At 64.7% G+C, this 24,830-nt stretch carries 25 protein-coding genes and 2 tRNA genes; 12 read left to right on the forward strand and 15 right to left on the reverse strand.

Features of this window, described 5'->3' with window-relative positions:
• Nucleotides 1-47: 47 nt before the first annotated feature.
• Nucleotides 48-446, forward strand: a complete 399-nt coding sequence (gene cwsA, locus ACZY08_RS04670) for a cell wall synthesis protein CwsA (protein WP_463743405.1) — start codon at nucleotides 48-50, stop codon at nucleotides 444-446.
• Nucleotides 447-461: 15 nt separating this feature from the next.
• Here the strand turns inward: cwsA and ACZY08_RS04675 are convergent, their stop codons facing one another.
• The 13 genes from ACZY08_RS04675 to dnaA all read right to left on the reverse strand — a co-directional run bounded on the left by ACZY08_RS04675 (nucleotide 462) and on the right by dnaA (nucleotide 14,951).
• Complete coding sequence (locus ACZY08_RS04675; protein WP_463743406.1) at nucleotides 462-866, reverse strand: Rv0361 family membrane protein; 405 nt, start codon at nucleotides 864-866, stop codon at nucleotides 462-464.
• 221 nt (nucleotides 867-1,087) lie between these two features.
• Entirely contained in the window at nucleotides 1,088-1,840 is a 753-nt protein-coding gene (locus ACZY08_RS04680) for a hypothetical protein (RefSeq protein ID WP_463743407.1), read from the reverse strand.
• Nucleotides 1,837-2,715, reverse strand: coding sequence for a hypothetical protein (locus ACZY08_RS04685; RefSeq protein WP_463743408.1), 879 nt, complete (start codon nucleotides 2,713-2,715; stop codon nucleotides 1,837-1,839). Before ACZY08_RS04685 ends, ACZY08_RS04680 begins: the two co-directional genes overlap by 4 nt.
• A gap of 145 nt (nucleotides 2,716-2,860) precedes the next feature.
• Nucleotides 2,861-2,933: transfer RNA gene (locus ACZY08_RS04690), tRNA-Ala, on the reverse strand.
• Nucleotides 2,934-3,086: 153 nt separating this feature from the next.
• Nucleotides 3,087-3,160: transfer RNA gene (locus ACZY08_RS04695), tRNA-Ile, on the reverse strand.
• A 56-nt stretch (nucleotides 3,161-3,216) separates the two neighbouring features.
• Entirely contained in the window at nucleotides 3,217-4,107 is an 891-nt protein-coding gene (locus tag ACZY08_RS04700) for a DUF3566 domain-containing protein (RefSeq protein ID WP_463743409.1), read from the reverse strand.
• 52 nt (nucleotides 4,108-4,159) lie between these two features.
• On the reverse strand, nucleotides 4,160-6,664 hold the full coding sequence (gene gyrA, locus ACZY08_RS04705) for a DNA gyrase subunit A (RefSeq protein WP_463743410.1): 2,505 nt from the start codon (nucleotides 6,662-6,664) through the stop codon (nucleotides 4,160-4,162).
• A 35-nt stretch (nucleotides 6,665-6,699) separates the two neighbouring features.
• On the reverse strand, nucleotides 6,700-8,712 hold the full coding sequence (gyrB, locus tag ACZY08_RS04710; protein WP_463743411.1) for a DNA topoisomerase (ATP-hydrolyzing) subunit B: 2,013 nt from the start codon (nucleotides 8,710-8,712) through the stop codon (nucleotides 6,700-6,702).
• Nucleotides 8,713-8,933: 221 nt separating this feature from the next.
• The gene (locus ACZY08_RS04715; protein ID WP_463743412.1) at nucleotides 8,934-9,527 is read right to left on the reverse strand and encodes a DUF721 family protein; all 594 of its coding nucleotides are present in this window, start codon (nucleotides 9,525-9,527) and stop codon (nucleotides 8,934-8,936) included.
• Complete coding sequence (gene recF / locus ACZY08_RS04720) at nucleotides 9,524-10,678, reverse strand: DNA replication/repair protein RecF (protein ID WP_463743413.1); 1,155 nt, start codon at nucleotides 10,676-10,678, stop codon at nucleotides 9,524-9,526. The genes ACZY08_RS04715 and recF overlap by 4 nt, the downstream gene beginning before the upstream one ends.
• A gap of 11 nt (nucleotides 10,679-10,689) precedes the next feature.
• Nucleotides 10,690-11,616, reverse strand: coding sequence for a phosphogluconate dehydrogenase (NAD(+)-dependent, decarboxylating) (gene gnd / locus ACZY08_RS04725; protein WP_463744146.1), 927 nt, complete (start codon nucleotides 11,614-11,616; stop codon nucleotides 10,690-10,692).
• The gene (gene dnaN / locus ACZY08_RS04730; protein ID WP_463743414.1) at nucleotides 11,609-12,802 is read right to left on the reverse strand and encodes a DNA polymerase III subunit beta; all 1,194 of its coding nucleotides are present in this window, start codon (nucleotides 12,800-12,802) and stop codon (nucleotides 11,609-11,611) included. The genes gnd and dnaN overlap by 8 nt, the downstream gene beginning before the upstream one ends.
• Nucleotides 12,803-13,424: 622 nt before the next feature.
• Entirely contained in the window at nucleotides 13,425-14,951 is a 1,527-nt protein-coding gene (gene dnaA, locus ACZY08_RS04735; protein WP_463743415.1) for a chromosomal replication initiator protein DnaA, read from the reverse strand.
• A 510-nt stretch (nucleotides 14,952-15,461) separates the two neighbouring features.
• Here dnaA and rpmH point away from each other — a divergent pair.
• The 11 genes from rpmH (at nucleotide 15,462) to ACZY08_RS04790 (ending at nucleotide 23,112) form a co-directional block, all read left to right on the forward strand.
• Nucleotides 15,462-15,605 (forward strand): 50S ribosomal protein L34, encoded by a 144-nt coding sequence (gene rpmH / locus ACZY08_RS04740; protein ID WP_055119217.1) that lies wholly within the window; start codon nucleotides 15,462-15,464, stop codon nucleotides 15,603-15,605.
• Between the two features lie 21 nt (nucleotides 15,606-15,626).
• Entirely contained in the window at nucleotides 15,627-15,983 is a 357-nt protein-coding gene (gene rnpA, locus ACZY08_RS04745; RefSeq protein WP_463743416.1) for a ribonuclease P protein component, read from the forward strand.
• Nucleotides 15,980-16,336, forward strand: a complete 357-nt coding sequence (yidD, locus tag ACZY08_RS04750) for a membrane protein insertion efficiency factor YidD (RefSeq protein WP_463743417.1) — start codon at nucleotides 15,980-15,982, stop codon at nucleotides 16,334-16,336. The genes rnpA and yidD overlap by 4 nt, the downstream gene beginning before the upstream one ends.
• Before the next feature lie 43 nt (nucleotides 16,337-16,379).
• Entirely contained in the window at nucleotides 16,380-17,402 is a 1,023-nt protein-coding gene (gene yidC / locus ACZY08_RS04755) for a membrane protein insertase YidC (protein ID WP_463744147.1), read from the forward strand.
• A gap of 39 nt (nucleotides 17,403-17,441) precedes the next feature.
• Nucleotides 17,442-17,984, forward strand: coding sequence for a Jag family protein (locus ACZY08_RS04760; RefSeq protein WP_463743418.1), 543 nt, complete (start codon nucleotides 17,442-17,444; stop codon nucleotides 17,982-17,984).
• 73 nt (nucleotides 17,985-18,057) lie between these two features.
• Nucleotides 18,058-18,774 carry a 16S rRNA (guanine(527)-N(7))-methyltransferase RsmG gene (gene rsmG, locus ACZY08_RS04765; RefSeq protein WP_463743419.1) on the forward strand — a complete coding sequence of 239 codons (717 nt, stop codon included), beginning with the start codon at nucleotides 18,058-18,060 and terminating at the stop codon, nucleotides 18,772-18,774.
• A 122-nt stretch (nucleotides 18,775-18,896) separates the two neighbouring features.
• A complete protein-coding gene (locus tag ACZY08_RS04770) occupies nucleotides 18,897-19,763 on the forward strand; it encodes a ParA family protein (protein ID WP_463743420.1) in 867 nt (288 codons plus the stop codon).
• Between the two features lie 61 nt (nucleotides 19,764-19,824).
• Complete coding sequence (locus tag ACZY08_RS04775) at nucleotides 19,825-20,868, forward strand: ParB/RepB/Spo0J family partition protein (RefSeq protein ID WP_463743421.1); 1,044 nt, start codon at nucleotides 19,825-19,827, stop codon at nucleotides 20,866-20,868.
• A 222-nt stretch (nucleotides 20,869-21,090) separates the two neighbouring features.
• Entirely contained in the window at nucleotides 21,091-21,948 is an 858-nt protein-coding gene (locus ACZY08_RS04780; protein WP_463743422.1) for an acetyltransferase, read from the forward strand.
• A 211-nt stretch (nucleotides 21,949-22,159) separates the two neighbouring features.
• On the forward strand, nucleotides 22,160-22,759 hold the full coding sequence (locus tag ACZY08_RS04785) for a TetR/AcrR family transcriptional regulator (RefSeq protein ID WP_463743423.1): 600 nt from the start codon (nucleotides 22,160-22,162) through the stop codon (nucleotides 22,757-22,759).
• On the forward strand, nucleotides 22,756-23,112 hold the full coding sequence (locus ACZY08_RS04790) for a DoxX family protein (RefSeq protein WP_463743424.1): 357 nt from the start codon (nucleotides 22,756-22,758) through the stop codon (nucleotides 23,110-23,112). Before ACZY08_RS04785 ends, ACZY08_RS04790 begins: the two co-directional genes overlap by 4 nt.
• A gap of 58 nt (nucleotides 23,113-23,170) precedes the next feature.
• Here ACZY08_RS04790 and ACZY08_RS04795 read toward each other — a convergent pair whose 3' ends face one another.
• Both ACZY08_RS04795 and trxA read right to left on the reverse strand, forming a co-directional pair.
• Nucleotides 23,171-24,364, reverse strand: a complete 1,194-nt coding sequence (locus ACZY08_RS04795; RefSeq protein ID WP_463743425.1) for an N-acetylmuramoyl-L-alanine amidase — start codon at nucleotides 24,362-24,364, stop codon at nucleotides 23,171-23,173.
• Between the two features lie 111 nt (nucleotides 24,365-24,475).
• Nucleotides 24,476-24,808 carry a thioredoxin gene (gene trxA / locus ACZY08_RS04800; RefSeq protein ID WP_463743426.1) on the reverse strand — a complete coding sequence of 111 codons (333 nt, stop codon included), beginning with the start codon at nucleotides 24,806-24,808 and terminating at the stop codon, nucleotides 24,476-24,478.
• Nucleotides 24,809-24,830: the final 22 nt, after the last annotated feature.

The raw sequence follows: 24,830 nt of genomic DNA on the forward strand, positions 1-24,830 counted from the left end.
ACTCAGGCCTGTCGCCCACGTCCCGCCAGTGTCCAGAAAGGTGCCAGATGACCGCGAACGTCGATACCCGGTTGGCCCCCCGTCAGCGCCTAGCCCGCGGCTTGAAATACAGCACGGTCGGTCCGGTCGACGTGACCCGCGGCGTGGTGGGCCTGAGCGCCGACACCGTGTCTGCCGTTGCGTCCGGTCTGCGCAAGCGCTACGAGTCGGGCAAGCTGCGTCGCCAACTCACCGCGGCCGCACAGGCCGTGGCCGCGCTGCCCGAGGTGCTGCAAGAGGCGGCCGCAGACCCAGAACCCAAGCGGCGTCACCGCCGGCTGGTGATCGCCGGCGTCGCCGCAGCGGTCCTGGCCGGTGGGGCCGTGGCGTTCTCGATCGTGCGGCGGTCCAACCGGCCCGAGCCGTCACCGCTGCCGCCCAGCGTCGAGGTCAACCCGAAACCCTGACGCCACTGCGCCCGGCTATTTGTTGAACTGCTCCTCGGCCGGGTCGCACACCTTCCACGCCCCTGATTCTTTGCGCAAGAACAGAGACCCGGAGTGGTTGGACTTCGGTCGCAGGAATTCGACCTGCGCCACATCGCCTTTCACCGTGACATCGGTGACGTCGAACGGCTCACTGCTGTCCTTGGCACCCGGGCCGGAGTCGGCAGCATCGAACCCGTCACCGTCGGTGACCAGGTCGCGCTCTTCCTCGCAGAGTGCCGCCAGGAACTTGTCCTGATCCTGGGTGTCTATCGCGTCGGCGAACTGGGCAGCGGCATCCTTGATCGCCCCTTCATCCCGGCTCCGCGAGTACCACACCCAGCCCCCGGCACCACACAGGACCAGTACCACCGGTACGGCGATCGCCAACGCAATCAGCAACTTGGACCTGCGTCGACTGCCGTCCTGCGGTGGTGGCTGGTGCTGGTACCCCGGCCACTGTTGCGGATATCCCGGTGGCGGGTACCCAGGTGGGGGATAGGGCGCTGGCTGCCCGTAACCCGTTGGCGGGTAAGGCGATTGCTGTGGCACCCAGCCGGGCGACCCGAAAGGATTCGAGCCGCCGCCGAACGGGGGCGGCACCGGCGACGCTGGTCCCGTCATCACACAGCCAACCGGCGTGTCATGAGCTCGTCCAGTTCGGTGCCGAAATCTTTCGGCGGATCGACGTCACCGTCGTATACGAGAGCAACCTGCCCGACTTCCAGATCCGGTGACGTGCAGTAGAAGAGGTGCCCCACGTCCTTGGTGAACACCACCAGACGGGTCGACTCGATCCGTCGGTACCTCTCCCCTTGATAGCCGGTGTCATACCCACCCTCGTACCCATCCATCCAGCCGGGGATGCCTTCGGGCCATTCCCCGTATTCGGCGAACGTCTCGAAGTCAGACGGCCGCATCACGCCGTAGGACTCCCAGTCCGTCGCGGTGAATCCAGCGTGGGTGCCGCGCAGAAAATTCTGCACCGGCGCCGGGAAGGTGTCCCAGAACCGGGGGGTGTCACCGAAAGTGGCCGGATCCCACGCCATCCAGCACACGTGGCCTTCCTCTCCGTACTTGACGACGTAGACCAGCACGAAGAACCGGCTCTTGGGGTTGTCGACCCAGAAGACACGGACGTCGACGAGCTGATCGCGGAGCACCTCGGCGAACCGCGGGATCATCGCCAGAAAGCCGTCGTCCCAGTGCGACAACGCCGCCCGGCAGCGTTCCTCGGCGCTGTTGCCGACCAACACCGGGCGCCAGCGATCCGGAACCTCGGCGGCCCTCGAAGAATCCGGCGCGATCAACTCCGCCTTGCCTTTTGGCGTCAACTCGGCGGCCACCTGATCGAAGTCGATTTCCACGCGACTCATCCTCCGTTGGCCTTGACGAGGTTGTTGACGATGTCCTGCAGCTGATTCCTGGTTTCGTTCTGTAGCTGTATCTGTTTTCCCGCCCAATTCGCGTCCGCCTTGGGCAGCATGCGCGCGGCACTCCCGGAGTTTTTTGCCGCGTTGGCGGTCCAGGACAGCCATTGGTAGTTCAGCGGCAGTTGCGACAGCAGGTACATCTGATCGGCGGTCAACTTCAGGAACCCTGGGAGCTTGATCAGCTCGGCCAGCGGAACGATGTGGTCTGGCGAAACTTTCGCGTCGCCGGCCTTTGTTTCTCCGATTCTCTGACCCGGATAGACCGGATCGGGTGCGCCCGGTCGAGGTGCGGCCTTCCCGGCGAGGCGGGCATCCTTCGGAACGTTCCCCGGGTTGCCGTCGCGCAGCGCGTCATACAGTGGCCGTTCCGGCGCGTCTCTGGGGACTACTTCTCGATTTCCCTTGCGAGCAGGCGCCGGCTGGTAGCCCGCCGGAATGCCCTTCTTCGCATTATCGATCGCGAGCCGTTGAGCGGCTGTCGGCGTCGCCAGCTGCAGTCCTGACGGGTCTTTTGGTGTCAGTCCGGCGACCGCGGCCTCACACGCGTCCACCCGCGGCATGAACGCGCTACGTTCCGCCTCCAGCTGTGCCTTCTCGGCATTGAAGGCATCGACCGCGGCGCCGTCGTAGGTGTTGACGCTGCCCTTGCGGTTGTTGTGATCGGCCGCGCGCTGAGTCCACGACGCGAGCTGGGCGGCGACGTCGGGGCACACCCTGTCGAAGGTGTCCGCACGGGCCACGGCCAGCCCGGGCCCGTCGATCGTCGATGACCACAGCAGCCCCACTGCGAACACCAGCGCGAGCAGGATGCTCACCATTCTGCGGACCACCGCTTGCCCCCCGACTGCCCGAAAACTCCCAGCCACATTCAAGCACGCAGGTTGTGGCCGGACTGTCGTCAGGAACAAGAAAAGCGGCCCCGGGCAACTGCCACCGGAACCGCTTCGACCTGATCTTTGATTGTGGAGCCTAGGAGATTCGAACTCCTGACATCTGCCTTGCAAAGGCAGCGCTCTACCAACTGAGCTAAGGCCCCTCATTCGGCCGAGGTGGCTCATCTGCCAAGTCGTGCCAAACCTCTTCACCGTGACGTGATCGCCATACGATCACCGCGACGGCTGCGATGCCGGCGACGAACATGAACCGCATGGCACAACCTCTCGGTGATCACCGGCTACACCGGGTGTCGTGGGCCTAGGAGGACTCGAACCTCCGACCTCTTCGTTATCAGCGAAGCGCTCTAACCGCCTGAGCTATAGGCCCGAATATTGGGATCGACCGAGCGCAGAGATTACCGCACCGGAGCGCAGAGTCCCAAATCAATCCCGGTCGGCAAGCGTTACCTCGACCCCGCCGACCAAATCGGTGGTCAGGTTGTAGATGAAGGCCCCGATGGTCGCCATCGCACACAACACGACGATATTCACCAGGCCGACCAGCGCGGCCCCGCCGAAGATCGTTCCGCTGGAGACCAATTCGCCTCCCGAGGCGCCGCTGGCGCTGGTCAGGAGGTCGCCGACGTTGCTGTTGAGCTTGCTCCACACACCCATGGCGCCGAGCACCAGGTACAGGAAGGCCACCGCGATCATCCACACGAAGAACAACACCACCGACAACACCAGTGAGACCTTGAGCACAGTCCACGGGTCGACCCGGCGGATCTGCATGCTGGCCCGGACCGGGCCCTGATGCGAGCCGCGGTTGGCAACCTGGATCCGGGTGGTCGGGCTGTTGCTCGAGTTTCTGGCCGCCGGCGCCTCAGGGGCTGCCTTGCGTTGCGGGGTGCGCGGTGCGGGCCCGGACAGGTCCGGAATCTCGCTCGCATAAGCCTCGGGCCGCACCGGTTCGTTGCGCGTGGCCGACGGAGTGGGCGTGGCCGGCCGGGCCGGGCGGGCCTGCTGCTCGGTGTCCTTGATCTCGGTGCCGGCTACGAAGCGCTGCAACCGGGCTTCCACACCGGGGGAGTGGGAGCCCGGAGTACGGGCGCTTTCCTCACGCGTCTCGGTCGCCGGCTGGGGCGTGGTGCGGCCGGTGCCGCGCTGCCACGGCGGCGCCTCACCGGTCTCGGTGATCTGGCCGCCACCGGCGGCGGCACGGGCCTGCGTCCCGGCGGCTTTGCTCGTGGCCGGGCCGGCCTCGGCCCCTGAGCCGTTGGAGCTGCCGGGCCGGTCGCCCGCTCGCGGGTACCCCGGCTCGTTCGGTGAACTCACCTAACAGCTCCTTACCTCAGGCCGAGGTCCGGGTCGGGCCTCAGCGACAACGTCACTCTTCGTCGGACTCAGCCTCGTCCGGTTCCGAGTCCTCCTCGGCGTTGCGCGCAATCGCAATCAGTGTGTCGCCCTCGCCCAGGTTCATCAAGCGAACGCCCTTGGTCTGGCGCCCAGCCTTGCGAACCTGACGTGCGGCGGTCCGGATGACGCCACCCCCGGAGGTGATGGCGTACAGCTCCGTCTCGTCATCGACGATCAGCGCTCCGACCAGACTGCCACGTTTGCGGTCGTACTGGATCGTCAGGATCCCCTTGCCGCCCCGGCCCTGCGGGCTGTACTCCTCGATCGCAGTCCGCTTGGCGTAGCCACCGGATGTCGCTACCAGCAGGAATGTGTCCGGTTGGACCACGTTGAGGGACAGCAGCTTGTCTTCCTCGTTGAACCGCATGCCCTGCACACCGGAGGTGGCGCGGCCCATCGGTCGCAGTGCCTCATCGGTTGCGGAGAAGCGGATCGACTGGCCCTTGGCGCTGACCAGAAGCAGGTCATCCTCGGCCGAGCACAGCACGGCGCCGACGAGCTCGTCGCCGTCGCGCAGATTGACGGCCACGATGCCGCCGGAGCGGTTGGAGTCGAAGTCCACCAGCCTGGACTTCTTCACCAGACCGTTGCGGGTGGCCAGCACCAGATACGGCGCATCCTCGTAGCTCTTGATCTGGATGACCTGGGCGATGCGCTCCTCGGGCTGGAAGGCCAGCAGGTTCGCCACGTGCTGACCGCGCGCGGTGCGCGAGGTTTCCGGCAGCTCGTAGGCCTTGGCCCGGTACACCCGGCCCTGTGTCGTGAAGAACAGGATCCAGTCGTGGGTGGAGCAGACGAAGAAGTGGTTGACGATGTCGTCGGCCTTCAGCCCCGCCCCCTGCACACCCTTGCCGCCGCGTTTCTGGCTGCGGTAGAGGTCGGTCTTGGTGCGCTTGGCATACCCCGTCTCGGTGATCGTGACGACGACATCCTCACGCGCGATCAGATCCTCGTCGCTGACCTCACCGTCGGCCGGCATGATGCGGGTCCGGCGATCGTCGCCATGCTTCTCGACGATTTCCGCGAGTTCGTCGTGGACGATCGCCCGCTGTCGTTCCGGTTTCGCCAGAATGTCCTCGAGGTCCGCGATCTCGGCTTCGATCTTTGCCAGGTCGTCGACGATCTTCTGCCGCTCCAGGGCAGCCAACCGACGCAGCTGCATGTCCAGGATCGCCTGGGCCTGGATCTCGTCGATGTCGAGCAGCTCGATCAGGCCGGCCCGGGCGATTTCGACGGTCTGGGACGCCCGGATCAGAGCGATCACCTCGTCGAGCGCGTCGAGCGCCTTGACCAGGCCGCGCAGGATGTGGGCCCGCTCATTGGCCTTGCGCAACCGGTAGCGGGTGCGCCGCACGATGACATCGAGTTGGTGTGCGACGTAGTACCGGATCATCTGGTCCAGCCGCAGTGTGCGAGGCACCCCGTCGACGATCGACAGCATGTTGGCGCCGAAGCTGGTCTGCAGCTGGGTGTGCTTGTAGAGGTTGTTCAGCACGACCTTGGCGACGGCATCGCGCTTGAGCTCCACCACAATTCGCAAACCGACGCGATCGCTGGACTGGTCCTCGATGTTGGAGATACCGGCCAGCTTGCCGTCCCTGACCTGCTCGGCGATCGAGGTGATGAAGTTGTCGTGGTTGACCTGGTACGGCAGTTCGGTGATGACGATGCCGGTGCGGCCTCGGCTGTCCTCTTCGATCTCCACCACACCGCGCATCCGGATGGAGCCGCGGCCGGTGGTGTAAGCGTCGTGGATGCCCTGAGATCCGACGATCAGGCCGTGGGTGGGGAAGTCCGGACCCTTGACCCGCTCGCACACCGCGGTCAGCGTGGCCTCTTCATCGGCCTCATGGTTCTCGAGGCACCAGTACACCGCCTCGGCCAACTCCCGCAGGTTGTGCGGCGGAATGTTGGTGGCCATGCCGACGGCGATACCGCCCGAGCCGTTGGCCAGCAGGTTCGGGAACCGGCTCGGCAGCACCGTGGGTTCCTGCACGCGGCCGTCGTAGTTGGGGATGAATTCGACTGTTTCCTCGTCGATTTCACGCAACATCTCCATGGCCAGCGGAGTCAGCCGCGCCTCGGTGTACCGCATGGCTGCCGCGGGATCGTTACCCGGCGAGCCGAAGTTTCCCTGGCCGTCGACCAATGGGTAGCGCAACGACCAGGGCTGGGCCATCCGGACCAGGGTGTCGTAGATCGAGGAGTCGCCGTGCGGGTGGTAGTTACCCATGGTCTCGGCGACCGAACGCGCGGACTTGGCGTGGCTGCGGTCCGGGCGGAAGCCCGAGTCATACATCGCGTAGAGCACGCGGCGGTGCACGGGCTTGAGACCGTCACGCACCTCTGGGAGGGCTCGGCCGACGATCACGCTCATGGCGTAATCGATGTAGCTGCGCTGCATCTCGTGCTGAATGTCGACCGGTTCGATGCGGTCGCCGGCTTCGCCGCCGGGCGGCAAGGTGGTGTCAGTCATGTGATCCTCGGTTGTTTATCTAGCCGGTGGATGTCTTAAACGTCAAGAAAGCGAACGTCTTTGGCGTTGCGCGTGATGAAACTGCGCCGCGCTTCGACGTCTTCACCCATGAGAATCGAGAAGAGTTCGTCGGCGGCCGCGGCATCGTCGAGGGTCACCTGACGCAATACCCGCACCGAGGGATCCATGGTGGTCTCCCACAGTTCCTTGGCGTCCATCTCACCCAGACCCTTGTAACGCTGGATACCGTCATCGACGTTGATCCGCTTGCCCGCGGCCTTACCCGCCTCCAACAACCCGTCACGCTCCCGGTCGGAATAAGCGAACTCGGGTTCCTGACGCTGCCACTTGAGCTTGTACAACGGCGGCTGAGCCAAGAAGATATGCCCGTGCTCGACCAGCGGTTTCATGAACCGGAACAGCAGGGTCAACAACAACGTCGAGATATGCTGACCATCCACATCGGCATCAGCCATCAACACGATCTTGTGATACCGCAGCTTGGCCAGATCGAACTCATCATGGATACCGGTACCCAGGGCGGTGATGATCGCCTGGACTTCGGTGTTCTTCAAAACCCGGTCGATACGCGCCTTTTCGACGTTGATGATCTTGCCGCGCAACGGCAGGATCGCCTGAAACATCGAGTCCCGGCCACTCTTGGCCGAGCCGCCGGCCGAATCACCCTCCACCACATACAGTTCCGACTTCGTCGGATCGGTGGAGCGGCAGTCGGCCAACTTGCCCGGCAGCCCACCGATGTCGGTCGCGCTCTTGCGACGAACCAGTTCACGGGCCTTGCGGGCGGCGATACGGGCCTGTGCCGACGAAACAGCCTTGTTGACAACGGTTTTGGCCTCAGCCGGATTGGCCTCGAACCAGTGAGTCAGCTGCTCATTGCAGATCTTCTGCACAAACGACTTCACCTCGGTATTACCGAGCTTGGTCTTGGTCTGTCCTTCGAACTGCGGTTGAGCCACCTTCACCGAAATCACCGCGGCCAGGCCCTCACGGATGTCATCACCGGTGAGGTTCGGATCCTTGTCCTTGAGAAGCTTCTTGTCCTTGGCGTACTTGTTCACCACGGTGGTCAACGCCGCACGGAAACCCTCCTCGTGCGTACCACCCTCATGAGTGTTGATGGTGTTGGCGAACGTGTGCACCGACTCTGAGTAACCGGCGTTCCACTGCATCGCGATCTCGACCTCGTGACCGGTGCCCTTACCGTCGAAATCGATCACGCTGGGCTGAATCGCGGTTTTGGTGCGGTTGATGTGTTTGACGAAGTCGACCAGACCGCCCGGGTAGTGGAACGTCCGGTGCTTCACCTTGTGGGGTGCGGCGGCCTCGGCCGCTGTCTCCTCCGCGGTTTTGGGGGCGGCGGCGGTGTCGGCCACGACCTCGTCGACGACCTCGGCCTGAGTCACCCGTTCATCGGTGAGCTCGATGGTCAGGCCCTTGTTGAGGAATGCCATCTCCTGCAGACGCCGGGCGATGGTCTCGAAGTCGTACACCGTGGTCTCGAAAACATTCGAGTCCGCCCAGAACCGGATGGTGGTGCCGGTCTCCTTGGTCTTCTCACCTTTTTTCAGAGTCCCCGGGACCGAATTGTCGTAGGTCTGGAACCACTCGTAGCCGTCGGTGCGGACGTCCGCTTCCAACCGCGTCGACAGGGCGTTCACCACCGAGACGCCGACGCCGTGCAGGCCGCCCGACACCTGGTAGGCGCCTTCTTCGAACTTGCCGCCCGCGTGCAGCACCGTCATCACGACGTCGATGGTCGGGATGCCGGTGGCATGCATGGCCACCGGGATGCCACGGCCGTCGTCGGTGACCTGAACGCCGCCGTCCTCGAGGATTCGCACGTCGACCTTGTTGGCGAACCCGGCCATCGCCTCATCTACCGCGTTGTCGACGACCTCCCACACGAGATGGTGCAAGCCACGTTCACCGGTGGAGCCGATATACATGCCGGGGCGTTTACGAACGGCTTCGAGGCCTTCCAGCACTTTGATCGAGTCGGCACCGTACTGATTCTGGGCAGCCACGTCGGACGCGTCTCCTTGGGGTTCGCGGGAGGCGGTTGCGTCACCGCCCTGCAGATCTCGCCACAGTCTACCGGTCGAGACGGACAGGGCCGACTCTGTAGCGGCGTTTTCACCTACCTAACCGCGCCGTGCGCGGAATTTTTCGGGTGTCGGTGCCTCCGGACGGTCCAGAAGATCGCTTTCGGCCGTCTCGAAGCTCTCAGCGCAATGTCGTCGGAGGCCTAGCCGTAAGTGTCGCGGGGACCGCGGCCGGACACGTGGTACCGACCTTTCCGCCACGACGGCCCGACCGGACCCACGATCTTCAACGAGGTCACCACCCCGTCGCCGACGGCGGCGGCGATCTTGGCGAGCAACTGGGACTGCACCATTCGAAGTTGAGTGGCCCACGCCGTCGACTCCGCCGAGACCGTCAGGACCCCTTCATTCAGGCCGGTGGGTTCGGCATGGTCGGCGATCTGGTCACCCACCACGGCCCGCCACCGACCGAACACCGAACCCTCGGCGACCCTCGAGCCCCAGCCCCGCACCTTGGCCAGATCCTGGGTCGCAGAACCGAGCAGTTGGGGATCGCGGCCATCGGGACCCGGCCCCGACCATCTGCGGCGACGACCGACGTTTCCCGCCACCCGCCGCACCGGGGCGCTGCGGCCCCGACCGACGTCCTTACCCTGGCTGCGGGCCGCGCCTCGAGCCTCTTCGAGTGTCCGCCGCACCAGATCCATGCCACGCATGCGGGCCAGATCATCGGGCGACACCGCCGGGGCCGGGTCCCGAGATACCTGGTCGGGGGATTCTTCGGGTTTGTCCGTCATGTCTGCACCACCGATATCCGGCCCTGGTCGCCTTCGCTCATCCTGATCTCGACGCGGTTGACCTCCCAGTCCTGCGGGATGTCCTCACCGACCGCCGCGGTGACCAGAACCTGTTCGGCCTCGCCGGCCACCGCGGCCAAGGCCTGGCGGCGAGCAGTGTCCAGCTCCGCGAAGACGTCGTCGAGCAGCAGCACCGGATCGACCCCGTCCGACCGCAGCAATTCGTAGGCGCCCAATCGCAGCGCCAAGGCCATCGACCACGATTCCCCATGGCTGGCAAAGCCTTTGGCAGGTTGGTCACCGAGCCACAGCTCGAGATCGTCGCGGTGCGGGCCCACCAGACAGACTCCACGGTCCAACTCCGCGTCGCGACGGCGGCTCAATCCGTCCAGGAGCGCCGCCTCATAGAACTCGACGGACTCGAGACCGGGAGCGTTCGCGATGGCCTCCACACCGGAGCGGTACCGGATTGCCGCGGGCCGGCTCGAGGGTGCCAACAATTGATAGGCCTTCTGCACCTCCGGGTGCAGCTGCTCGACCAGCGCGATGCGCGCGGCGATCAGCGCCGCTCCGTGGGCGGCCAGGTGTCCGTCCCACACATCGAGGGTGTCCAGCACGCTGCGATCGCCTCGATAGCGTGCTCCCGCAGCGGTTTTCAGCAGTGCGGTGCGTTGACGGACCACCTTGTCGTAGTCGGCCCGGATACCGGCGATGGTCGGTCGGCGGGTGGTGGCCAGCTCGTCCAGATAGCGGCGCCGTTCACCCGGATCGCCACGCACCAGTGCAAGGTCCTCCGGGCTGAACAGCACCGCGCGCAGGACACCGAGTATCTCGCGCGGAGACCGTACCGGTGACCGGTTCAACCGAGCCTTGTTGGCCCGGCCGTTGGTGATCTCGAGGTCGATCGCCAGCTCACGGCCCTCGTTGACGACGATGCTCGAGACGATCGCCCGCTGCTCGCCGGCCCGGATCAACGGTGCGTCGGATGCCACCCGATGGGACCCGAGCGTGGCGCAATACCACAGTGCCTCAACGAGATTCGTTTTTCCGAAACCGTTCGGACCGACAAATACGGTCCGCCCGGGCTCCAGCTCGATCTCGACGTTGGCCCAGGACCGGTAGTCGGTCAGCCCCAGGTGGCGGACATACATCGGAATCGCACCTAACCGGACTCGCTGATCCGGTGCACAGCGTGGCCACCGAACTGGTTGCGCAGTGCCGACACTGCCTTCATGGTGGGGGAGTCCTCTTGCCTCGAGGCGAACCGGGCGAACAACGACGCCGCGATCACCGGCATCGGAACCCGGTGGCTGATGGCCTCTTCCACGGTCCAGCGACCTTCCCCGGAATCCTCGGTATACCCGCTGATCGCGGCGAATCCCGGGTCTTCCTTGAGCGCCTTCGCCAACAGCTGCTGCAGCCACGACCGCACCACAGTGCCGTTGGTCCAAGCCTGGATCACTGCCTGTGGATCGGTGATCAGTTCCTCGGCCGACAACAGCTCGTATCCCTCGGCGTAGGCGTGCATCAAGCCGTACTCGATGCCGTTGTGCACCATCTTGGCGTAATGACCGGCGCCCACCGGACCGGCGTGGACGAAACCGTCGGCCACATCACCCTCCGGACGCAGCGTGTCGAAGATCGGCATGGCTCGAGCCACGTCGGTGTCACTGCCACCGACCATCAACCCGTAACCTTCCGTCAAACCCCAGACGCCGCCGGACACCCCGGCATCGATGAAGTTGATCCCGGCTTCGCCCAACAACTTTGCGTGGGGACCGTCCTCGGTGTACCTCGAGTTGCCGCCGTCGATCACCAGATCACCGGGACCCAGCACACCGGCCAGCGCGGCGATGGTCTCGCGCGTCACCGTGCCTGACGGCACCATCACCCAGACGATCCGAGGTGCCTCGAGGGCTCCGGCCAGATCGGCCAGGCCGGCCACGTCGCTGACTTCCGGACGAGGGTCGTAACCCACAACCTCGTGGCCGCCGGCGCGCAGGCGCTCGCGCATGTTGAAGCCCATCTTGCCCAGGCCGACCAACCCCAGTTGCATGTGCGCCCTTTCTCGACCGCGCCGGTCAGCCAGGAAGGCGAACCGGCATCAACAGATAGACGTAATCGGTTTTGGCGGCCGGGAACGGACCCGAACCACCGCCGGTACCACCATCCTCGTCCGTGGGACGCAGTACGGCCGGGCGACTCGGCGTGGTGAAACCGAAAGTCACCCGTTCCGAATGCAGGGAACTCAACCCGTCGGTGAGATAGGTCGGGTTGAACGCGATGGTCAGCGGGTCGCCGGCGAACTCCACCGGCAGGTCCTCTTCGGCGCGACCCACATCGTCGGCGCCGGCCGAGAGACGCAGTACATCTTCGCCGAATTCCATCCGGATCTGGGCGCCCCGGTCGGCCACGAGCGCCACACGCTTGATCGCCTCGGTGAGCTCGGCCACTGCGATCGTGGCCACCGCGGTGTGCTCGCTCGGCAGCAGCTGACGGAACTTCGGGAACTCGGCATCCAACAGCCGCGTGGTGCTGCGCTTGCCATTACTGCGGATACCGAGCAAGCCGTCCTTACCGACCGACTCGCCGGAGCCCAACGACAGGTGCACCTGGTTGCCGTCGGTGCCGGCCTTGGCCGCCTCGGCCAGCGTCTTCGCCGGGACCAGCACGGCCGCCTCGACGTCGGTGGCACTCGTTTCCCAGGTCAGCTCACGCACGGCCAGCCGGAACCGGTCGGTGGCGGCCAAAACCACTGCTTCACCGGAGATCTCGACGCGGATGCCCGTCAGCATCGGCAGGGTGTCGTCCCGGCCGGCGGCGACGGCCACCTGGCCGATGGCCTCGGCGAACAGATCGGACGACACGACTCCGGTCTCGTCCGGCAGGGCCGGCAACGTCGGGTAGTCCTCCACGGCCAGGGTCGGCAGCGAGAACCGGGCACTGCCACAGGTCAGGGCCACCCGGGTGCCTTCCACGCTGAGCTCGACCGGTTTGGCCGGCAATGCCTTGGTGATGTCCGAGAGCAGCCGTCCGGATACCAAAACGCTTCCAGGAGAAGCGATTTCGGCACTCACACGCACCTCTGCGGAAACCTCGTAGTCGAAGCCGGAGATGGTCAGGCCATCATCGGTGCCGGTCAGCAGCACCCCGGCCAGGACCGGGATGGTGGGCCGGGTCGGCAGATTGCGGGCCACCCAGGCCACCGCGTCCGCGAAGTCCTCACGCACCACGCGGAACTTCAAGTCGGTCAGCCCAGCCGTCGTCGTCGCCACGTGCTATGCGCCCCTTCGATGATCCCCATAACGAGCTCTACCAGCGTCTTCCCAGAACACCACCATGCAGCGTCGCGCTGAATGACAAAGCTGGAAACCGCCGTCGATGAACCACCGTAGAGCTTTCCGCATCAACTTGAAAGCTAATCCACCGGGGTGACATGCGGACTTGTATGTGCTTCTCGAGCCGGCTCGGACGGGAGGTTTCGTCCGGTGTCCCCAGGCCCCTCTTCTAGAAAGAACTCTTAGAAGATATTTGAGTAACAGTATTAGGTCCTGTGAAAACTGGGGATGAACGGGTGTTTGCCCAGTACCCCAGGTGTGTCGCAATGTGAGTCGGCTGTGGAGACCGGTGCACGGACCGGCCGCCGCGTGTGGACAGATGACATTGTGTGGATGAGTTTGTCATTTATCCCGTGGTTTGCCCGCAGGTTGTACACAGCAGTATCCACAGCGGTCGGCTGTGACTTGTGAGGCGTTTTGGGACGGAAGTTGTTACAAGATTTTTCGCCGGACAGGCTTGAAGAGACCACGATGTGAGACACGGAGACGCCCGGGCGCGCAGGATCGAAGGCCGGCACGCGGTGCTCGAGCACCGATCCGGGCGGGACTGCGGGGTGATTCAGCGCTTGGCGCGCTGACGGATCCGGGTGGTGAGTTCCTTCACGTGGTCGAAAACCTCACGTCGCTCGGCCATCTCACCGCGTATCTTCTTCTCCGCGTACATGACCGTGGTGTGATCACGCCCGAATGCCTGGCCGATCTTGGGCAGAGACAGATCGGTGAGCTCACGGCACAGATACATGGCGATCTGGCGTGACTGCGCCAGCGCCCGCGTCTTGCCGGGTCCGCGCAGCTCCTCGACCGTGGTCTCGAAGTACTCGGCAGTGGCCGCCATGATCGCGGCGGTGCTGATCTGCATGGTCGTGGCGTCGGCGATCAGATCGCGCAACACGACCTCGGCCAGTGACTTGTCGATCCGGGTCTTGTTGAGCGAGGCGAACGCGGTGACGCGGATCAGCGCACCCTCGAGCTCGCGGATATTCCGTTCGATACTGCTGGCGATGAGCTCGAGGACGTCATCGGGCACGTCGAGGCGATCCATCTGCGCCTTCTTACGAAGGATCGCGATGCGGGTCTCGAGCTCGGGCGGCTGCACATCGGTGATCAGGCCCCACTCGAAGCGGGTACGCAGCCGGTCCTCCAGAGTGGCCAGCTGCTTGGGCGGCCGGTCCGAGGAGATGACGATCTGCTTGTTGGCGTTGTGCAGGGTGTTGAAGGTGTGGAAGAACTCTTCCTGGATACCTTCCTTACCCTCGATGAACTGGATGTCGTCCACCAGCAGGATGTCGATGTCGCGGTAACTGCGCTTGAAGGAAGCCTTGCGGTCGTCGCGCAACGAGTTGATGAAGTCGTTCGTGAATTCCTCGGTGGAGACGTACTTCACCCGCATGCCGGGGAAGAGACGCTGCGCATAGTTTCCGGCGGCGTGCAGCAGATGTGTCTTGCCGAGACCGGATTCACCCCAGATGAACAACGGGTTGTAGGCGCGAGCGGGTGCCTCGGCGATGGCCAGCGTCGCCGCATGGGCGAAGCGGTTGGACGCACCGATGACGAACGTGTCGAAGGTGTAGCGGCGGTTGAGATTGACGGCGTTGTCGTCACTGACCGTGGAATCCCGCTGCGGACTGCTGAAGTAGGTCGGCCAGGTCTCTTCCGCGCTGGCCTTGGCTGCGCGGTCGTCGTCGATCTCGTCGGTGTCGGCGGCCGACGTTGAAGCGGTCACGTCAGGTTGCGCGTCGGCGTTGGACCCGGCATGAGCCGCGCCGGCGCGGTCGTCCTCGGATTCCTCGGGCGGAGTGGCGATGCGGACGCCCAGCTCGACCCGCTCACCCAGCTTCCGGCTGAGTGCGCTGATGATCGGCTCGCGAAGGTGCCGTTCGATCTCGTTCTGGACAAACGGGGTGGGAACCGACAGCAGAGCAAACCCCTCGGCGATGACGAGGGGTTTTACCAGCTTGAGCCAGGCCCTTTGCTGGGGAGTCAGTGGCGGGAGAGCCGGATCACCGTCTGCCCCACGATCGCCGTTGAGTTCGGCGACGACGCTGTTCCAGATTGCGACGAATGGTGGATCGGGGTCAGCTGGCAACGACTGTTCCCCCTTAGAGGTGCCTCGAGGTCGACCCGGTGACGACCAAAAAGAACGATGACGAACTGTCCACATATTTATCCACAGCTTGTGGAGAAAGGACAGTCGTCGTCGCTCTGTTGTCTGTTTTGAGAGTGTCGTGGCCGGCTTCGTCACATACTGCGAGCGTGTGCCGCGCCGCGATCTCTCGCTTCATTTTCCGGGGCCGGTCCAGGCTCGGAACGGCATTGCCAGAAGCTAACAGTTTTCTCTCGATGTGCCAACAGTTCTGCAACATCGGATACCGACCATGTCAGTGGGTCGGCGCAGGTTTGACCGAGGGAAATCTCATCAGTACCCTCGAGCAGTCGCCCGCACGTGGCGATACGGCTGCGCCCGGGAGGTTCCGGAGAACGCGCCGGTTAGTAAAGCACGACGGACGAGCTTAAACAGAGCTTGCACGGTAACCGTTTTCGGCGACACCTCGGTGGCGGCGGAGGCAGGTGCCAAACGGAACAAGGAGAGATTGCCGTGGCCAAGGGCAAGCGGACCTACCAGCCCAACAACCGTCGCCGTGCGCGCGTGCATGGGTTCCGGCTGCGGATGCGCACTCGCGCCGGCCGCGCCATCGTCGCCAACCGTCGTGGCAAGGGCCGTCGCGCACTTACTGCGTGATTCGACGCAGGATCTAGCGCGGTGCTTCCGGCTCGAAACCGGATGAGGCGGTCCGCGGAGTTCAGTGCCACCGTCAGTCGTGGCGTGCGTGCGGTTCAACCTGATGTTGTCGTACACGCGCTAAACGACGGGACGGACGCAACCGGCCCGCGGGTCGGTCTGATCGTGTCCAAAGCCGTCGGGAACGCCGTGGAGCGTCATCGGGTGTCCCGGCGGCTGCGTCATGCCGCCCGCACCGTCATACCTCGCCTGGATGCCACTGACCTTGTGGTGATCCGGGCTCGCGCCGGCAGCAGTGATGCGCCGTCGCCACGGTTGGAGCAGCAGTTGCAGCGCGCACTCGAGCGCCTCGAGGCGCGGCGCAGGACTTCACCATGATCCGCAGGGCGGGCGCTGGTGTGTCCCGCGGTGCGATCTTCCTGATTCAGCTCTACCGCCACACCATCTCTCCGCTTCGACCGCCATCGTGCCGGTTCATGCCGACCTGCAGCCAATACGCGGTCGATGCCCTCACCGAGTACGGCTTTTTCCGTGGTGCGTGGCTGACGTTGATCCGGCTGCTCAAATGTGGACCGTGGCACCCGGGCGGATGGGATCCGATCCCGGACCGGTGCCCTCACGATCACGAGTCCGTCAGTTCTGACGAGACCGTCTCTGGCGGGATCGCCGCCGCCGAAAACCTGGTCTGGGATACCCCAGCGAAGCGAGGGGAGAGCAAGTCGCGTGTTTAATTGGTTCAGCCTGGACATCATCTATTACCCGGTGTCGGCGATCATGTGGGTTTGGTACAAGGCATTCGCCTTCGTGCTCGGCCCGGAGAACTTCTTCGCCTGGGCGCTGTCGGTGATGTTCCTCGTCTTCACCCTGCGCGCGATCCTCTACAAGCCGTTCGTCAAGCAGATCCGCACCACGCGGCAGATGCAGGAACTGCAGCCACAGATCAAGGCGCTGCAGAAGAAGTACGGCAAGGACCGTCAGCGCATGGCGCTGGAGATGCAGAAGCTCCAACGTGAGCACGGATTCAACCCGATCCTGGGCTGCCTGCCGATGCTGGCGCAGGTGCCGGTGTTCCTCGGGCTGTACCACGTGCTGATGTCCTTCAACCGGACACAGACCGGCATCGGCCGGTTGGGGTTGTCGGTGGAGGAGAACCGCAGCCTGGCGAACTATGTCTTCAGCGCGACCGACGTGAGCCACTTCCTGGACGCGAACCTTTTCGGTGCGCCGCTGGGAGCCACCATGGTGCAGCAGCACGGTCTCGAGGCGTTCACGGAATTCAACCGATTTGCCGTCGTTCTGGTCGGCGTACCGATCATGATCCTGGCGGGCATCGCCACGCACTTCAACAGCCGCGCTTCGGTGGCCCGCCAGAGCGTCGAGGCCGCTGCCAACCCGCAGACCGCGATGATGAACAAACTCGCGCTCTACGTGTTCCCGCTCGGTGTGGTGGTCGGTGGACCGTTCCTGCCGCTGGCCGTGATCATCTACTGGCTGTCCAACAACATCTGGACCTACGGTCAGCAGCATTACGTCTTCGGGATGATCGAGAAGGAAGAAGAAGCCAAGAAGGCGGAGGCGATCGAGCGTCGTTCGGCGAACGCGCCGGCGCCCGGAGCGAAACCGAATCGCCCACGTAAGGCCGACGCTGCGAGTGCGACGGCCGCTACGGAGGATGCCGAGTCGGAGCCCGATGCGGCTGAGGCGAAAGACCAGAAGGACGCGGCAGGTGAATCGGCAGCCCCGAGCGTGAACCGCACGCCCAAGCCCGGTGCACGCCCCAAGAAGCGGAAACGGTGACCAGTTCTCACACTGGCTACAAGTAGGGAGAAGACGGATATGACGGACGCACAGACGACCGAGCCCGGCGCCGAGCTGGAGGAGGACATCCAGTCCGCGCCCAAGAGCGAGGCCGACTTGGAGGAGCGACTGGTCGCGGAAGGCGAGATCGCCGGCGACTATCTCGAGGAGCTGCTGGATCTGCTCGACTTCGATGGCGACATCGATCTGGATGTCGAAGGCGACCGCGCCGTCGTGAGCATCGACGGCGGTGGCGATCTGAGCAAGCTGGTCGGCCGCAAGGGTGAGGTGCTGGACGCCCTTCAGGAGCTGACCCGGCTGGCGGTGCATCAGAAGACCGGTGAGCGCAGCCGATTGATGCTGGACATCGCACGGTGGCGTCGGCGTCGTCGTGACGAGCTGGCGGCCCTGGGCGACAAGGTGGCCCATCGCGTGCTGGAGTCGGGGGAGCGCGAGGAGCTCGCGCCCATGACTCCGTTCGAGCGCAAGATCGTGCACGACGCAGTGGCCGCGGTCGACGGTGTCCGCAGCGAGAGCGAAGGCGTGGAGCCCTCGCGCCGTGTCGTTGTGTTGGTTGACTGAGCACTGCTTGGCTGAGGTTTAGTTACAAAGGTGTAGTTCGATTGCGGCGACGGTGCCGTAGGGAGTTCGGAGGATGTTTCACGTGAAACATGGACCGGTCCCCGCGGCACCGGACGCCGCGGCGGAGGTCTTCGGAGATCGTCTGGAGACCGCCGAACGGTACGCGGCAATATTGACCGGTGCCGGTGTCGAGTGGGGATTGATCGGTCCGCGTGAAGTGGACCGGCTCTGGGACCGACACATTCTCAATAGCTCTGCTCTCGGAGAGCTCCTGGCTCCCGATGAGCGCGTCGCCGACATCGGCAGCGGCGCCGGCCTCCCGGGTATACCGTTGGCCCTGGCGCGCCCCGATGTACATGTCACGTTGATCGAGCCGCTGCTGCGACGCAGCGAGTTTCTCCGTGAGGCGGTCGATGAATTGGGGCTGGACGTGGAGGTGGTCCGCGGTCGGGCCGAGGACTCCGACGTTCGTAAAGCCGTTGGCGAGTTGGATGTGGTGACATCGCGTGCGGTTGCCTCGCTGGACAAGTTGACGCGATGGAGCATGCCGCTGCTACGCGTGGATGGAAGGATGCTCGCCCTCAAAGGCGAGCGCGCCGAGGCTGAGATCGAGGAGCACCGGCGTGTGATGACTTCCCTGGGTGCAGTCGATGCCAGGGTGGTGAAATGTGGCGCGAACTATTTGGACCCGCCCGTAACCGTCGTCGCCGTGCGGCGCGGAGCGGTGAAGCCGGCCAGCCGGTCTACGGGCAGAGCCTCCGGGTCACGGGGGAGATCGGGCAGGAGATGAGGATGGGTTCTGATCGGCAGGTAGCCGCTGGCGCGGGTGCTGCGCGCGCGGTTTCACGTGAAACCGTTTCACGTGAAACATGGAAGAACAACGGCGGGACTCCGTGGTCCACGGACGCCAGCATGGACACCCCGATTGCCGCCGAGGCGGAGCAGGCCACTCGCGTGCTACACACCTCGCACGGGCAGCTTCCCCGCCCGGCACGCCAACGTGTATTCACGATCGCGAACCAGAAGGGCGGTGTGGGTAAGACGACCACCGCGGTCAATGTCGCCGCCGCGCTCGCACTGCAAGGGTTGCGAACGTTGGTGATCGACCTCGACCCGCAGGGCAACGCCAGCACGGCGTTGGGTATCGAGCACCGTCCCGGCACTCCGTCGTCCTACGAGGTGCTCATCGGAGACATCCCGGTGGAGGAAGCTCTCCAGCAGAGCCCGCATAGCGAACGGTTGTTCTGCATTCCCGCCACGATCGATCTGGCCGGTGCTGAGATCGAGTTGGTCAGCATGGTGGCCCGCGAGGGTCGGCTGCGGGGGGCACTTGCGGCTCTCGCCAACCACAACTTCGACTACGTCTTCATCGACTGCCCGCCGTCCCTCGGGTTGCTGACCATCAATGCTCTGGTGGCAGCGCCCGAGGTGCTGATCCCGATCCAGTGCGAGTACTACGCGCTGGAAGGTGTGGGACAGCTGCTGCGCAACATCGAGATGGTGAAGGCGCATCTCAACCCGGAGCTGTCGGTGTCCACCGTGATACTGACGATGTACGACGGGCGGACAAAGCTGGCCGATCAGGTTGCCGAGGATGTCCGCGAGCACTTCGGCGACAAGGTGTTGCGCACGGTCATCCCGCGGAGCGTGAAGGTGTCGGAGGCCCCCGGGTACGGGATGACGATCCTCGATTACGATCCGGGATCCCGCGGTGCGTTGAGCTATCTCGACGCGAGCCGCGAGATCGCCGAGCGTGGGGCACCGCCCCGCGCGCAGTAGGTGCCAGTAACCAACACCCAGTAGACAAACAGCGGACGGCAGCAATGAGCAGGAGACGACCATGAATCAGCCGGCACGGAAGCGGAGTGGCCTAGGCAGAGGACTGGCAGCCCTCATTCCGACCGGTCCTGCGGAGGATGGCACCGACGCCCTGAGCCCCAGGATCGGCGCGACTGCAGCCGACGTTCTACTCGGCCCGGCGTCGACCGCAGACGGCGCGGGGACGGCGGCGGACGTCACGACGTCCCCCGGGCCGGACGGGTCAGATCCGGTCCTCACCGCCGGTGAGGTCGGCGCGACGTATCGCGAGATCGATCCCAACCTGATTCAGCCGAACCCGCGTCAGCCACGTCAGGTGTTCGACGAGGAGGCGCTGAGCGAACTGGTGCACTCCATCCGCGAGTTCGGATTGATGCAGCCGATCGTGGTCCGGGCCGTCGAGGAAAACGGTGAATCCCACTACCAGTTGGTGATGGGTGAGCGGCGCTGGCGAGCTGCCCAACAGGCCGGCTTGGAGGCCATCCCGGCGATCGTCCGGGAGACCGCCGACGACAGCATGCTGCGCGACGCACTGCTGGAGAACATCCACCGGGTACAGCTCAACCCGTTGGAAGAGGCCGCTGCCTACCAACAGCTGCTAGACGAATTCGAAGTCACTCACGATGAGCTCGCCGCCCGGATCGGTCGTTCGCGTCCGTTGATCTCCAACATGATCCGGCTGCTACGCCTTCCGATCGCCGTGCAGCGGCGCGTGGCGGCCGGAGTGCTGTCCGCGGGACACGCTCGGGCGCTGCTCGCCCTGGAGGGGGGAGCGGAGAAGCAGGAAGAGCTGGCCGCCCGAATCATCGCCGAGGGGATGTCGGTGCGCGCCACCGAGGAGGCCGTGACGCTGGCCAACCGCGACGGCAACACCACGCCGCCGGCACCCCGGCGCAAGCCGATTCAGATGCCTGGTCTGCAGGACGTTGCTGAGCGGCTCTCGTCGGCCTTCGATACGCGGGTCACCGTGAGCCTCGGCAAACGAAAAGGCAAGATCGTGGTCGAGTTCGGGTCGGTCGACGACCTACAGCGCATTGTCGAAATTATGAGCGCCGAAGACCACTGACAACCCACGACCAAGGACACCGGGTTGTTCCGTCACTGTGACACATCAGTGATCAAGGCCGGTAGTTACGAGCGCCACATAGCGCAATGTAACTGTGCGACATAGCATTTCACTTCAGAGGCGGAACCCGATGAGAATTCCAGGGCACAGTGAACCGGCTCCGGCGGACTCTCCTATCCTTGAGGGGCAGCCACGCACAAAGTGTGAAAGCCAGGGACCTCAGTGACAGCACGTATCACGCCGCTTCGGCTCGAGGGCTTCGAGCAGCTGCCCAAGCATGCTCGGCGTTGTGTGTTCTGGGAAGTCGACCCGTCCACGGTGGATGACGATCACCTGGCAGACCCCGAATTCGAAAAAGAAGCCTGGCTCTCGATGGTGATGCTCGAATGGGGATCGTGCGGTCAGCTCGCGGTGACCGCACGCGACGACGGATCGGAAGAGCCCGGTGCTGGGGGAGACCGTCGCGCCGACGCCGATATCGATACGGTCCCAGCCGGCCCGACCGGGCGGGGCACAGGTGACGATTGGACCGCGCCAGCGGTCATCGACGATCCCTGCCTCGGCTTTGCGTTCTACGCGCCGCCGGGAGCGGTACCACGGGCACGGCTTTTCCCCACCGCTCCGGTGAGCGCAGACGCGGTTCTTTTGACCGCGGTCGGGGTGGAGTGCGCCGAGGCCCGTGACCTGTTGTCGCAGAGTCTGCTTGCCGCAGTCGTGAATGATCTGGTGCGACGCGGAGTTCGGGCATTGGAGGCGTTCGGCTACACCGCGGCCCTGACAGAGATGGTCGACTCCGGCAAGCTTCCTGAGGAGTTGTCCCGGGTGGTGGCGGTGCTGGGGGACTGCTCTGTCGACGAGTGCATGCTGACATCGGATTTTCTCGAAGACGTGGGCTTCACCGTGGTGGCTCCACACCCGTACTTCCCGCGCCTGCGCCTTGAACTGGACAAGGGACTGGGCTGGAAGGCCGAGGTGGAGGCCGCACTCGAGCGGTTGATGGAGCGCGCACAGCTGGAGATGCCAATCGGCGCCGGAATGCCGGGGGCCGCCGTCGGCGCCAAAAGCTCTGGGCAGCAGTAGAAATCGACCGCCCGCCCACCTGCTGACCATCGGTCTGGGGCAGGGTGCCCGCAGATCGAGCGTGATCAACCGCACTGGGGCCTTACGAACAAGGCTCCACGGCAACGGATCTCACCAAAGCAATCCCGGGTAGAAGATTGCGATACGCCGCCGGACCGGACTTTGGGCGGGTACTTGCGCGACCGGGGCAGAGCCGACTAATGTCCTGAACATGTTCAGTGAACATGTTCAGTCGAGGGCCGACGCCAAGGCCAACACCCGTGAGCGAGTTCTCGCTGCCGCCGATCGCCTGTTTCGGGAACACGGCTTCGCCGAGACCACGGTGCGTCGGATCGCGGCCGAGGCAGGTGTGAGCGTCGGCAGCGTGATGGGTGTCGGCGACAAAGACGGGCTGCTGATCGCGATCGTTGACCAGTGGATCGCGGCGGTGCACGAGGCCCGGGATCGGAACCAGCATGTACCCCCGCTCACGAAAGCCGAAGCAGCGCAGAGGCTCATCACCACTGTGGAACCGTTCGTCGCGTACTTCCAGTCCGACCGCGACCTCGCGCGTGAGTACGCCGCGATCGTCGCGCGCGGCCGGCACAAGTCGCGCACATTCACCGAATTGGCCGACGAGCTGGTAGCAGATTTCGAAAACATCTTTGCGGCGGCCGGTCACACCGATTCCCCGGCCGCCGCGCGCACGCTCTACCTCGCCTACCTCGGTGTGCTCCGCGCGGCATCCGGAGGAGCCTTCGACGAGTCCGCCGCACCAGACCGCTTCGCCGAAGCGGTCGATCTGATTCTCGGAAAGGGAATTCCACAATGATCGACACCCCGCACCTGCCTCTGCTGACCATCGCGCTCGCAGTGGGGCTGCTCGGCGACGCCCTCATGTCGATCCGTCCGCCCAAGTTCATCCGGGACTGCCTCGACGGCGTGCGTTTCCCGCGCGACTGGTGGTGGACGCTGATCGTCATCAAGGTGGGTGCTGCTGCGGGGCTACTCGTTGGCCTGCACTACCCGGGTGTCGGATTCGCCGCGAACGTCGGCGTGGTCATGTATTTCGTGTGCGCGGTGATCGCTCACCTGCGCGCCGGATTCCTCAACTCCACCTTCTGGGTGAATTGCCTTGGCATGTTGGTGTTCTCGGGCGTAGTCCTCGCGGTGTCCTACGCATAGCACATCGGCCGAAAGCTCAAGTAGAACCGGCGCTCACGCGCTCAAGTAGAACCGGCGCTCACGCGCCGCGACCCGCCTGTTGCTCGACCGACAACTCATGAGCCAACAGCTCGGCGAAGGTGAAAGTTCCTGTGGGCCTGTCGTTCTTGCCCAACAGATACAGGCGCTTGACCGCCGCCAGGATGCCTTCGGCGATCGCGTCACGAGTGTGGGTGGACAGCAACAGCCGGCGATCATGTGGATTGGTGATGTAGCCGATGTCCACCTCGACGGTGGGCATCCGGGTCAGCCGGAGCAGATCCCAGGTGCGGCCGTGCGACCGGCAGTCACGTAACCCGGTGCGGGCCACCACTTCCCGCTGAATGAAGTCGGCCAGGTTACGGCCGATGGTCGACACCGAACCGTGGGAATTCCCGAAGTGGAACGAGGCCACGCCATTTGCCGAGGGCGAGCGTTGACTCTCACAGCGCAGACTGATCATCAGGTCCGCGCCGACCCGGTTGGCGGTGGCGGCGCGTTCGGCGTTCAGTGGGCTGCGGTTGGCCGGCCGTGAGATGAACGTCTCCATGCCGATCGCGGTCATCCGGCCTTCCAACCGACTTGCCAAGTCCCACAAGATGTCTGCTTCGCTGATCGGACCGTCGGGCCCGTTCATGATCATCCCGTGATCGGAGCCGCCGCGGCCCGGATCGATGATGACGTGCTTACCTGACAGCTGCGGTCCCGAGCGCCGGACCAATTCTTCTTCCCGGATCGCGTGCGGCGACCCACCGGTGACCCGAGAACCCAGGAAATACAACGACCGCAATGTTTCCGGTCCACAGATTCCGTCGGGGTAGAGCCCGTACTCGCGCTGGTAGGAGGACAGCCCGTTGTGGGTCTGCAGACCGAAATGCCCATCGACCATCCCGGTGTAGAAACCAAGGTCCTGTAGGCGGGCCTGCAGGGTTGCCACGTCGTCGCCGTACATGGGTGCGCCGAACTGGTGGGTCAGGGTGCGGGCACCGAGCCGGTAGGAAGCTTCGCGTAGGGCGCGATAGGTGGCCTCGCCGACGATTCCGTCGACCAACAGGCCCCGGTGCTGCTGAAATGCCCGGACGGCGCGGTCGAGCTCGTCATCGAATGCGTCGAGCGCAACATGTCTACCGGTGCTCAGATCCTCGTCAGGGTTGTCGATCAGACCTAACGCGGCCAAGGCTGCCCGTATCTCGGTGACTGCTCCGCCACGGTCACCGCGACGCAGACTCGACATTCGGCCCCTCCATGCTGGTGTCCGGCCATCTGCCGGTCTAGCTAGCCAGCATTGTCTCAGATTTCGGCCACAATCCGGAAAACGCCAGGCGTATCCGGGGTGTGTGGGATGTCAGAGTGCGTCGGCGAGTTCCCGCAGCAGTGCGGCCTTACCCTTGGCGCCGACGATGCGCTTGACCGGTGCGCCGTCCTTGAACAGGATCAGCGTCGGGATGGACACCACCTGAAAGTCACGCGCGGTGGCCGGGTTGGCGTCGACGTCGATCTTGGCGACCCGCAACTCACCGGCCTTCTCGCCGGCGATCTCCTCGAGCACCGGGGCGACCATCTTGCACGGGCCGCACCAGGTGGCCCAGAAATCCACCAGTACCGGTGTGCTGCTGGTCAGGACGTCGTCGGCGAACGAATCGTCGGTGACCGTTACTGTTGCGCTGTCCGCACTCATGGAACTCTCCTGTCGGGTCGAA

It is taken from the genome of Mycobacterium sp. IDUB_9, assembly GCF_055419505.1.